The organism is Neobacillus jeddahensis (genome assembly GCF_000612625.1).
Classification (GTDB): domain Bacteria; phylum Bacillota; class Bacilli; order Bacillales; family Cytobacillaceae; genus Neobacillus; species Neobacillus jeddahensis.
This window is the reverse complement of record NZ_CCAS010000007.1, coordinates 40,881-52,468: the sequence shown is the minus strand read 5'-3', so window position 1 is coordinate 52,468 and position 11,588 is coordinate 40,881. Positions and strand designations below refer to the sequence as shown.

At 37.4% G+C, this 11,588-nt stretch carries 13 protein-coding genes and 1 riboswitch; of the genes, 4 read left to right on the top strand and 9 right to left on the bottom strand.

Annotated elements, in window-relative coordinates; translation table 11 throughout:
- Positions 1-83: 83 nt before the first annotated feature.
- Positions 84-311, bottom strand: a complete 228-nt coding sequence (locus tag TY15_RS05075; RefSeq protein ID WP_040208873.1) for a hypothetical protein — start codon at positions 309-311, stop codon at positions 84-86.
- Positions 312-656: 345 nt separating this feature from the next.
- Here TY15_RS05075 and TY15_RS05070 point away from each other — a divergent pair, with 345 nt between their 5' ends.
- Positions 657-1,799: a CAP domain-containing protein gene (locus TY15_RS05070; RefSeq protein WP_040208872.1), complete on the top strand. Its 1,143-nt coding sequence runs from the start codon at positions 657-659 to the stop codon at positions 1,797-1,799.
- A gap of 29 nt (positions 1,800-1,828) precedes the next feature.
- Here TY15_RS05070 and TY15_RS05065 read toward each other — a convergent pair whose 3' ends face one another.
- Positions 1,829-2,509: an NUDIX hydrolase gene (locus tag TY15_RS05065; RefSeq protein ID WP_052353698.1), complete on the bottom strand. Its 681-nt coding sequence runs from the start codon at positions 2,507-2,509 to the stop codon at positions 1,829-1,831.
- A 212-nt stretch (positions 2,510-2,721) separates the two neighbouring features.
- Positions 2,722-2,901, top strand: a riboswitch (Lysine riboswitch).
- A 122-nt stretch (positions 2,902-3,023) separates the two neighbouring features.
- Between TY15_RS05065 and dapA the strand changes: the two genes are divergently transcribed.
- The 3 genes from dapA to TY15_RS05050 all read left to right on the top strand — a co-directional run bounded on the left by dapA (position 3,024) and on the right by TY15_RS05050 (position 5,256).
- On the top strand, positions 3,024-3,908 hold the full coding sequence (gene dapA / locus TY15_RS05060; protein ID WP_040208871.1) for a 4-hydroxy-tetrahydrodipicolinate synthase: 885 nt from the start codon (positions 3,024-3,026) through the stop codon (positions 3,906-3,908).
- A gap of 159 nt (positions 3,909-4,067) precedes the next feature.
- The gene (locus TY15_RS05055) at positions 4,068-4,904 is read left to right on the top strand and encodes an SDR family oxidoreductase (RefSeq protein ID WP_040208870.1); all 837 of its coding nucleotides are present in this window, start codon (positions 4,068-4,070) and stop codon (positions 4,902-4,904) included.
- Positions 4,905-5,061: 157 nt separating this feature from the next.
- Positions 5,062-5,256: an alpha/beta-type small acid-soluble spore protein gene (locus tag TY15_RS05050; protein WP_040208869.1), complete on the top strand. Its 195-nt coding sequence runs from the start codon at positions 5,062-5,064 to the stop codon at positions 5,254-5,256.
- A gap of 71 nt (positions 5,257-5,327) precedes the next feature.
- Here the strand turns inward: TY15_RS05050 and TY15_RS24160 are convergent, their stop codons facing one another.
- From TY15_RS24160 to TY15_RS05020, 7 genes are all read right to left on the bottom strand, one after another.
- Positions 5,328-5,501 (bottom strand): hypothetical protein, encoded by a 174-nt coding sequence (locus tag TY15_RS24160; protein ID WP_157042251.1) that lies wholly within the window; start codon positions 5,499-5,501, stop codon positions 5,328-5,330.
- A 605-nt stretch (positions 5,502-6,106) separates the two neighbouring features.
- Positions 6,107-6,838 (bottom strand): TerC family protein, encoded by a 732-nt coding sequence (locus tag TY15_RS05045; protein ID WP_040208868.1) that lies wholly within the window; start codon positions 6,836-6,838, stop codon positions 6,107-6,109.
- A 240-nt stretch (positions 6,839-7,078) separates the two neighbouring features.
- The gene (locus tag TY15_RS05040; protein WP_040208867.1) at positions 7,079-7,618 is read right to left on the bottom strand and encodes an NADPH-dependent FMN reductase; all 540 of its coding nucleotides are present in this window, start codon (positions 7,616-7,618) and stop codon (positions 7,079-7,081) included.
- A gap of 168 nt (positions 7,619-7,786) precedes the next feature.
- Positions 7,787-8,281, bottom strand: coding sequence for an aminodeoxychorismate lyase (locus TY15_RS05035; RefSeq protein ID WP_179301858.1), 495 nt, complete (start codon positions 8,279-8,281; stop codon positions 7,787-7,789).
- Positions 8,271-8,654 carry a hypothetical protein gene (locus tag TY15_RS05030; protein ID WP_244440881.1) on the bottom strand — a complete coding sequence of 128 codons (384 nt, stop codon included), beginning with the start codon at positions 8,652-8,654 and terminating at the stop codon, positions 8,271-8,273. The genes TY15_RS05035 and TY15_RS05030 overlap by 11 nt, the downstream gene beginning before the upstream one ends.
- 201 nt (positions 8,655-8,855) lie before the next feature.
- A complete protein-coding gene (locus TY15_RS05025; protein ID WP_040208866.1) occupies positions 8,856-10,112 on the bottom strand; it encodes an MFS transporter in 1,257 nt (418 codons plus the stop codon).
- 166 nt (positions 10,113-10,278) lie between these two features.
- Complete coding sequence (locus TY15_RS05020; RefSeq protein WP_040208865.1) at positions 10,279-11,475, bottom strand: MalY/PatB family protein; 1,197 nt, start codon at positions 11,473-11,475, stop codon at positions 10,279-10,281.
- Positions 11,476-11,588: the final 113 nt, after the last annotated feature.

Below are 11,588 nucleotides of genomic sequence, written 5' to 3'. Positions count from 1 at the left end.
ATAAAAAAATGAAAACTAACAATTGGGATACTTGCATTACATCTTGTGAATTATTTCACAAGATGATGTTAAATAAAAACGTGTTATTCGCACACTGGATTCCTTGGTATCTTTTCAAATAATATGTCTGTAAGTACTTTCGAATATCTTTTTACAATGATTACATAATTTACTGTCCAAATATAGGCAGGAATTCCCTCGTTTTCTTTAAGTAGCATGGCTTCAAATTCATCACCAACTACTTCTTCAAAAGCTTCGAGGGTATAAGTTTCTGAATCTGTAGCGAAATTTTTCCATTCACAAACCATCATGTCTTATCACTCCTTATTCTTTATAAATTTATCATAACATGAAATTCATATAATAGTTTGTGAAATATTGAACAAACTTTGAACACTGGAAATTTTTATTAAAAATAGTTCTAATTCCCTACTTTAAACTAATTTATAGGATCTATAGTCGATTAGCTAATTATCACTTGAAAACGCTTCCGAAATTATTGTTATATTAAAATATCAATCATCATACTGAGATTGCCCTAAAGAAGAGTATATTATTTGTAGTTAATGCTCCCTCTCCTAAAATTTAATATAAGCATATTACTTATATTGTTACGCTAGATTGGTTAAAATTCTAATAGAAATGGAGGAAAAAAGATGTTTCGATTTCTTATGTTGCTCATAATCCTATTTATCATTCACTCTTCTTGGCCATTTATCGAAAAACAAATAGATCAAACCCAACTCAAAAAAGGCATGGATCATGTTTCTACAGAAATTACTCAATTGAAAGACAATCCAGAAGTAAAAACATGGATCACTAGTTTCTATGATGGTGTTCAACAAACACTGAAGCAGTTAGGCGGACAGTTAAAGGAACTCCCCATCAAACCTCAACAAGATGAAGGGAAAAAGGAAGATAAAGTTGAGTTACAGGTCCCTACTACTCAAGTATTCTCTATTCACAATGTCGAACTTGGCGAGCCAAAAGAAGAAATTGAAAAACAGGTCGGCGCTGCTAAGCGTACTTCCTTAAATGAATATCAAACGAATTGGTATAGTTATCATGATAATTACCAGAATTTTTTTATGGTGATGTATGATGAAAAAAATCAGGCAGCAGCCCTATATACAGACCAAGATTTAATAGCATCCAAGAATGGAATTAAGCTTGGAAGCGGAAAAGAAGAAGTACGCACCAAGCTAGGCAAGCCACTAACCAAGATGCAGAAGGGCTTGATATTTTACCAGTTAAATGAAAATGATGATTATGATTTATTTTTACTGGATCAACAATATGTGACCGTTTTTTATGATAAACATGAGAACAATACCGTTACGGCTATCCAAATCATCAGCAAGCAACTGGAACAAAAGAAACAAGATATCTATCCAAAACCGAATACCGCTTTAAAAGAGGGCTTTGAGTATCAATTATTCGATTTAACGAATGCCGCTCGCGTTAATCATAAACTGCCGACTCTCACTTGGGATCAGCATGTCCGAGAAACAGCACGAAAGCATAGCACCGATATGGCTGTCAATCAATACTTTGATCACACGAATCTTGAAGGTCAATCACCTTTTGATAGAATGAAAGAAGATCAGATCTTCTTTCATTTAGCAGGAGAAAACCTTGCATATGGGCAGTTCAGTAGTATTTTTGCCCATGAAGGGCTCATGAATTCTCTCGGACACCGTGAAAATATCTTGAAGAACGGATATGAATATTTAGGGGTTGGCGTTGCCTTTAATCATGAATCACAGCCTTACTTTACAGAAAATTTTTATGCAAAATAAACTGTCCGACACGGTCTGTTTCTTTAAGATTAATCCTTTAAATCAGCCCTATAATCGCTCACATTGAATTCTGGCATGATCAGCTGACCACCTTCTTGATAGTGAATGAGTGTCCTCAAAGTATGAATGGTTGGTGGAACCAACGAGATATCTCCATTCCTAAAAGCTGCCAATGCATCCGTTGGGGTGATCCACTTTGCATCACTAATCTCATATCGATCCGGAGTTGTCGTTTGTCCAGTAGGAAGTTGCGTGAGAAAAAAGCGGGTGTCAAATCGAATCGGACTTTGTTTAGGCGTGATGATATGACCGATATAGGTTAATTGCTCCAGGTCAAGTTGAAGTCCTTCTGTTTGTAAGAAATCTAAGAAGGTCATTTCTCGTTTTATTAGGAGGCGGCGGTATTCCCTTGCCGTTTCTTCTGATAAGTGAACAGTAGCCCCATTAGACCCCTTACAAACTAACACCCCCACCTCTTCAAATAATTCTCTTGCTGCCGCAATACAATGGGCAATTGAAAAGGAGTTCGGGTAGGTTCCGACTATGAGGGATTCTCGTCCTAATACATCATCACTTTGATCAACTGTACCGCCAGGAAAAACATAAACTCCCCCCATGAATTTCATCGTTTCTGGCCTTTTTGTCAAATAAACTTTCGCGAAATCGTCCATCAGGACAACGGTTGAGGCAAGTCTAGGATTTGAGCTCATTCTCACTATCCCCTCTTTTTAGTTTGGTCCATAATACATTCTACTCGTCTCTTCTTTATTCCTATATATATGCAAACTTTCATCGATTTAAGTAGTAGTTCTGTAGGGTTTTTACAATAGTTGTCTTTTTTGGGTAGTTTCATCTTGAAATCTATTGAATTATCTGTTATATTACAATCAATTAAATACTTTCTTACTTCAATACCTTTTGAAGTGAGGATAGAGGCGCAAAGACCAATAGTACACCATTTGAGGGAAATGAGATCCTATGACAATGGTGGAAAGGGGAATTTGCCGAAGCGGATAGATACTCATTGGTCTTGAAGCTGGTTCTGCTGTTGAATAAGCACAGAATTGTCATATAGGAAACTATATGGAGGGCTATCTCACGCATAGGAACTATTTTTTTATTTGTTTCTACAGCAGCAGCGAGTCCTCGTTGTTGCTTTTTTGCGTCGATTTTAGACTGGCCTCCCCCCTCTAATTTATAAAAATTATGTAAAGGGTGATTGTAATGAATTTTGGCCAAGTTTTAACGGCAATGGTTACACCATTTGATCAAAATGGTGAGGTTGATTTTAATGCAACCAAAAAATTGATCAATTATTTAATTAACAATGGTTCAGATGGATTAGTGGTAGCTGGTACAACCGGTGAGTCCCCTACTTTATCGACTGAAGAGAAGGTAGCATTATTTAAATTTGTAGTAGATGAGGTCGCGGGCAGGGTTCCAGTCATCGCGGGCACAGGCTCTAACAATACAAGGGCCTCAATCAATTTGACTAGACAGGCTCAAGAAACAGGTGTAAATGGAATTTTACTTGTGGTCCCCTATTATAACAAACCATCCCAAGAAGGCCTTTATCAGCATTTTAAGGCGATTGCAGAATCCACCACCTTGCCTATTATGTTGTATAACATTCCGGGACGTAGTGTCGTCAACCTGTCTGTCGACACAATCGTTCGGCTTGCAGAGCTGCCTAATATAGTTTCGATCAAGGAGGCAAGTGGAAACTTAAATGCGATGGCGGAGATTATTAGCCAGACACCGGATCATTTCACCTTGTATAGTGGCGATGATGGTTTAACCTTACCTGTTTTAGCAATCGGTGGCGTCGGGGTCGTTTCAGTCGCTTCCCATGTTATTGGAAATGATATGCAAGCAATGGTCAACTGCTTTAAAAATGGTCAAATTCTAGAGGCTTCTGCTGCCCATCGCCGCCTACTTCCGATCATGACAGCCTTATTTGCGGCACCAAACCCATCCCCAGTAAAAGCAGCATTGAATATGAATGGAATCCGTGTAGGTAGTGTGCGTTTACCACTAGTCCCATTAACTAGCGATGAAACGTTGACATTGCAGAAGGTTCTCCCAACTAGCAAAGTGGAAATCGGCTAAGTAAAGAAACAATCATAATAAAGAATGGCTACCTTTCTTGAATCGGGATTGGTGGCCTTTATTTTTTAATTCCGATTCGACGGTACGGAACTTTTTGTATACAAGCATTGTCTATTGAGTTTAAATATAAGAAAAGAATTTATTTAGGAGATACTATAGATGGGTATAAAAACAGCAATTGTGACGGGCTCTTCGAGTGGGTTTGGTTTATTGTCAGTTATCGAATTGGCACAAAAGGGATTCACTGTGATTGCAACGATGAGAGATACAAATAAAGCAGAACCATTATTAAAACTGGCGAAAGAAAAGAATGTTGCACAACTTATTGATGTTACCTCTTTAGATGTTACTTCAACAGAATCAATTTACCACTTTCAATCGCTACTTGACAAGTATACCTCAATAGATGTGCTAGTAAATAATGCCGGTTTTGCACTCGGAGGTTTTAGCGAAGAACTCACCCTAGATAGTTATCGCTCCCAATTTGAAACAAACTTTTTTGGTGTGATTGCTGTGACCAACGCTGTCCTTCCCTATATGCGGGCGAAAAGACGGGGGAGAATTATTAATGTGAGCAGTATTAGTGGCAAGATCGGTTTTCCTGGTTTATCTGCCTACACCTCTTCTAAGCATGCCCTTGAAGGTTATAGTGAAAGCTTACGCTTGGAGCTTAAGCCATTTGGGATTGATGTATCGCTGATTGAGCCTGGTTCATATCAAACAAATATTTGGCAAAGTGTCGGTACACTGCAAATCGTCGGAACTTCACCCTACCATTCATATATGAAAACGATTCTAACAGAAATGGAACAAGGCAAAGTTAATCACGGTGACCCCAAGCACGTGGCGCAGCTGATTGCAAAGATTGCTAGTCAAGCAAAGTCGCCCGAGCTACGCTATCCGATCGGAAAAGGCGTCAGAATCAATCTAATTCTTAAAAATACTCTACCGTGGAAATTCATTGAAGTCGTTTTTGCAAAAAAATTAAAACTTTAAATTATCATTTCAAACGAAGTTGCCTAAAGACCTCCTCCCCGCGTTAAAAATTAGAACAGTTTGTGGGTCTATTCATTTTTATCTGTAAATGGGATACATTATAGACGAGCAATTTATTAATTGCTCAAAAAATAAACTTCGTCGGGAGTGATGTATCATGGCTAGAAACAAACTATTGGTTCCTGGTTCGGGCAACGCCCTAGATCAAATGAAGGAAGAAATCGCCAACGAGTTTGGAGTTCAACTTGGTGCTGATACGACCGCACGAGCGAACGGTTCAGTTGGCGGTGAAATGACAAAACGTCTTGTCGCTTATGCTGAACAATCATTACGAAATCAACAAGGTCAATAACTTGTGATTTCAGATCAAGGGTGTCCCAATGAGGACACCCTTTTCTCATTATTTTTCTTTACCTGTTCTTCTTAATCTGCATACAGGATTTTAAGCTCCGCTTCCGCCTCAATCATTCTGCCATATCGATAACCTTCAATTAATACATGCCGCTCATGGTTAGTTAGTCGACGCTCCCATCTAGATTCTAAATAGTGGATGACTTCATTATAAAAAATTTCTGGGTATTCAAAAGGGTGATTCATAATAACGTCTCCTTCCATCTTTAATTACCTTCTCTTAACAATCTTGTCCAAAATACTCCATATTAAAAAAAGAACTTAGAAATTATTTTTTTTGATTGGGAATAATAGATCTGAAACGGGTTTTGATATCGTTAATTTTTATTGAACTTAATTAGGAAGTAAAAAAGCCACCAGTAGCGAAAAGAAAACATTTTATTAGAAAGTGGTGAGCGAGGAAATGGATGAAGATTTTACTATAGAATATGAAAAAATACCGAATTTCAAGAGCCATGAAGAAGCGAGGGATTGGTTTAAACATCTTTATTAGATCGGTTTTTACTAAGATCGACCGATATGAGAGACGGCCAAAGAGTGAATATGTATCATCTGGTTAAAAATTCTGAGGTGTACCAGCCATACATGGAGAGTTTTTCCCATCCAGTCAAACACGAAATCACCAACATGGATGTATTTAATAGTTATAAAACCATTGAAATTACTGATAATGGTGCTGTGCAATTCCTCCCTTAGATCTTAAGTATATTAATCCATATTTTCACGAATTAATCAGAAATTTTTCACTATAAATTATAAAAAGGAAGGCAAGGGCGCCTTCCTCTTTGTTTTCAATTGGTCCTTTCATTACTAGAATTTTTTCTAATGGAATGAATGATAAATGTTGCAAAAAAGATAGTAATTAATATGCTGAAAAATACTATTTCATCCAAGTGGAATCCAAAAGCAGAAATAATCATTTTGATTCCTATAAAACCAACTAGGACAAACCCAGTGATCTCAAATTCAGGCACTTTTTCTATCAAAGTCAGAAATAATTGGGCTACTCCGCGCATCATTAAAATTCCCAAAATACCTCCAAGAAGTAAAATCCATTCTTGATTTGAAACACCAAATGCCGCAATCACACTGTCAAAGCTAAAAGCAATATCCATTAATTCCACCGTTACTACGGTTCTCCAGAAAGCTTGGATTTTTTTGGGTGCATCATCTGTCTCGTCATGATTCTTAATGAAATTTTGAAAGACAATCCACAGAAGATAATGTCCACCAACAATTTTGATCCAGGGGATATTGATTAAGGTTACCCCTAGTCCAATCGCCAAAATGCGAAAAAAGTAAGCACCAAAAATTCCATAGAACAAGGCTTTCTTTCGTTGTGCTTTTGGAAGATGTTTTACCATTACGGCTAAAACAAGGGCATTATCCGCAGAAAGTAATCCTTCCAAAATAATGAGTGTCCCAATAACACCCCAACTAGCAGGATTTAGGAATACATTTTTAAAGGCCTCCAATGAAAAAATGGTGCTATAACTATTTAGAATTTCTTGTAGGAACTCCATCTGGATTATTTTCTCCTTTTCCATTTGGTTGGTAACTAAATGTATTAACTACAATTTGCTACAGATTGTCCGATTGCAGTCTCTGCAACAGAAGGCCACATTTAGTCTTCATACTTTAAATGTATGAACCCTACTTAGATATATGTACAAAAATTAGCAAGCTAGTCATTCTGGCAGTCTAATTAAAAATGCCTGTTCCCCTTTACCTAAACTACTAGCATTGGGGAACAGGCATTCCATTTATTCTTTTACAAAATCTACGAATCGCTTTACTACCGCATCGACAAAATTAAGTGTAACTTCATCAATTAATTGTCCTGTTTTTTCATCAAACTTAGTCATTGCCTGACCAATAAGAATTTCATTTCCAGCTGGAGGTAATAACTTAACTTGTAAACCCGTTAGGATTTGACGCAAATGGAGCTGTGCGCGAATCGTACCCATTGGCCCCGTCGCTGCTCCCGCTGTCATGACTGGTTTACCTATTAATACCTTATCAACACGTGATAACCAATCAAGTGCATTTTTCAGCACTCCAGGAATTGACCAGTTATACTCAGGGGTAATGATTAATACACCATCCGCCTCTTTAACTTTCTTTTTAAAATCACTTACAGATTCCGGAGGATTGTTTTCTTCATCTTGATCATAATGTGGAAGCAATCCAAGGTCTAGTATTTCCAAATCAAATTCACTTCCAAATCTTTCTTGAATGGTGGCTGCTAGTTGTCTATTATAAGACCCTTTCCGCAAGCTCCCGACAATCGCTACCATTTTCATTATACTGTTCATCCCCTTATAAGAATCAAATTGAAACAATATATTGATTATAGAAATTATTAATTGAAATTTCAAATTTATTGATTATCCCATTTTCTTATCCAAGCGTAAAAGCCGTTATCAAAAAAGATAACGGCTTTTACTTTTCCAAATTAAAAAACTAGAATTCTACTTAAAAATAGCTCCGATTACTGCATCGTGAGACATTTCACTATCCACAATATAAACCCCTGGACGTAATTTGTTTTCAAGACCTTTTTGCTCTATTTCTTTCGAAAAGTCATACGCATTCGGAATCATTTTTGCTTGAACTAGCATATTACCCACATCGATGCTCGTCATTCCATCAGACACATTCACTATGACTTTCGTAACAGTTTTAGTAGAAGCATCTTCTGCTGGCTTGTCTTGTTTTTGTGAGGCTGCCTTTGCATCGCTGATCGTCTTGTCATACTCACTTTTCTTTTGTACAACATAACCTGACGATTCAAGCGCCTTTTTCATCTCTTTATCAGACGATGAAACCTTTACTGTTTTAACCTCGGTAGTCGATTGGGTTGCTGCTTTGTCATCATTACCTCGATCAACAAAGTACACAGTTCCAAAAATAGTTGTCGCAATCAGAATCCCGGATGCAAAGCTGCTTAAAAAATTAATTTTCATTGGCAACTTTTCTCCCTTCTTCCTTTGTGCTTTGGTAAGGGGCCAACAACTGTTCAATTTCACTTTCAGTAACAGCTTTCATTTCGGCAATACTAGCAATCGAATAATTCCGTTTAAATAAGTCGATTACTTCACGCTTAAAAATTCTATCTTCTGGAGATAACTGAAGTCCCGCTTCTCTCGTAACCACATCAAGGTCAATTTCGATATTTCGAATTGAATCTTGAATGCTATTGATTTCCTTCATAGTAGATATATGAATCAAGTCAATTTGATTATGTTCTACTTTAGCTGTACGAGAAGATGTGTAAATAGAATAAATTAGCAATAAAGCGGAAATCCCAAATAATCCGGCTAATGTCCATTCCATCATAATAGATTCCTCCTTCTATTGAATAACAAGTATTTATTATACAACGAAACTAGCAATTTATCGATTTTTATCTCGAAAATACGCAAAAAGTCGGAGGGATTTTACAATTAGAGGAGATGGAGGAATTCATTTCTGAAATTTGGATGACTAGCGACATATGTAAACATAACGGCAGCGATTTTACCGAATTCACCCAATTGTTTAATTAAAGTTCCTAATCCCTTTACTAATCATTGCGATTCCGGAAAGGATCACAATGACTATACTAAAGGTAACCATCGTGAAAAACTCTCCAATCCCTTCAGCTAACCACCCTGTGATAAGATATCCCACTGGCAACAAAGCAAAGGAACCGAGCATATCTAAACTCGCTACGCGGCCGAATTTCTCTTCAGGAACTAGTTCTTGTAAACTCGTTTCCCAAATCAAGCCAAATAGCATAATCCCTGCTCCCTCTAAAAACATACACGCCATTAATAAAGAGACATTTGCTGTAAACGACATAAATAAAAGTGCCAGCCCGCTAAGAATTACCCCACTATATGCGAGCAAACCTCTTTTTTTCCATTCTGGTCTTAAACCGAAAATAATTCCACAGACGATGGCACCTGCCCCTGATGCAGCGAGTACAAGTCCATAGACAAATGGTTCAAATTTATAGTGACTATTAATAAGCCACGGGATAATAATCCGAATAATACCACCAGAGAAAATATTGACCAGTGAGAATACTAGAATCGTAATCCATAGCCAAGACTGCTGTTTTAGGACATCAATCCCCTCCATAAAATCTTGCTTCATTGACGATTTAATATTCGGCACCACATTTATTTTTTGAAAGGAGAGTGAACGTAAACTAAATAAAAAGAATAATGAAATGATGTAAGTAATGGCATTAATACCAAATCCCCAAGCTGCTGAAAAGGCGGAAACAATTACGCCTCCTATAATGGGGCCAAAAATCCTTAAAAATTGTACACTCACTTGACTTAATGAATTTGCCGCATTCCGAATCTCGGGCTTAAAGACTTTTGCTCTAACACCTGAATAGGCAGGCTGAAAAAAACTATCCATTGCGCCCATAAAAAACATAAAAACAAACAGAAATGTCATATTTAATTGGTCGCTGAAGGCAATAATAGAGAGGCTGAACATTAGAATAAACCGAACGATATCCACCAAAAACATAATTTTTACTTTGTTCATTTTATCGACGAGCACGCCTGTAAATGGGAGAAGGATAACGAATGGTGCCATATAAATCGCCATTACCGTACCCATCATCGCAGTTGAATTTGTAATCTGGAGAACAATGATGGGTAGAATTACGTTAGTGATAGAACTTCCTAATAGAGAAAAAATCTGACCAAAAAGCAATGCTGAGAAATGCCTGGATTTCTTAAATAGTTGAACGTATGTAACCTCACGATTGACTTGATTGGTTGGTAATGATTCCAATTCTATCCCCTTCTCTCGATCACGTTTCCATCAATTAACCTAGTCTCCTTTAGGAAAAGCGGTAATATTGAAAGATAACAGTGCATTCTTAAAAGTTCATTTATCATTATCGAGGCACCATTAAAACACCAGGATGGCTCACATCCTGGCGTTACCATAAAGGCAATTAGACCGATTCGATTTCCTCAAATTCTCTTGCTATTCTTTCTAGTGCTTCCCTGATCATCGGTTTAGGGGACGGAATACAAATTCTTTGAAAGGAATGACCTTCTTCACCAAACATTTTTCCGTCTTCTAAAATAACATTGGCTTTGTGGTAGATCCTTTCGTGAACCTCTTCATCAGTTAACCCATACTGACTAAAGTCTAACCACATAATATAGGTACCTTCAGGAATTCTTACTTTCACCTTCGGCATTTTTTCAGCAAGGAATTCGACTACCCACTCCATAGTGCTGTCGATATACTCTTTTAACTGATCAAGCCAATCTTCTCCTTCATTGTAAACAGCTATTAGGGCTGAAACCATAAAGGGGGATGGTAAATGCATTCCCATGACACTACTAAAAGTTTTCCTATGTTCTGGATTCGAAATAATAACATTTGTGCAATGAAGGCCAGCGAGATTAAATGTTTTGTTAATCGCTGTAAAAGTAATAATATGACTCGTATCATCTACCGTTTTTACGATTGGAATAAAGCTTCGGTTCCGTCGAATCAAATCTCCATGAATTTCATCTGCTACAATCAGGACATTATGCTCCATACAAATTGTTGATAATTTTTGCAGTTCTTCTTCAGTAAAAACCCTGCCCGTTGGATTATGAGGGTTACACATGATGAACATTTTTGTTTTTTCATCTTTCGCCTTTGTCTCAAAATCTTCAAAATCAATGTGATAGTACCCTTCATCATTACATTTAAGGGCATTATTGAGGACCACCCTCTCATTAGCTTCAATCGCGGAAGTAAACGGTGGATAAACAGGCCGCTGTATAATGATCCCATCACCTGGATTAGTAAACGCTCTAACAGCTATATTTAAGGCATGAACCGTACCCGGACTGTAGATGATTTCTTCCTTTTGAATTTCCCAATTATGCCGCTTTTTAAACCAATGCTGGATGGCTAGAAAATACTCATCAGGAAAAATGGAATAGCCAAAGATGCGATGGTCAACGGTTTTATGTAATGCCTCGATTAATGGCTGGGGTACAGGTAAATCCATATCCGCAGTAAACAATGGGATGGTCTGTTCATCATACCGATTAGTTAGACCCACCTGCTTAAGCAACTCTCCCCCATCCCATTTAATGGAATAGGTTCCACGACGATTAACAATTTCATCAAAATTATATTTCATGAGTACCTTCCTTTGTACAAGTATTTTCCAATCGATTTGGGCTACAAAAAGACTCAACAACCTATTTCAATGGTAGCTGATTATGATGAACTTTTCCATGTTGTTTCATTTTA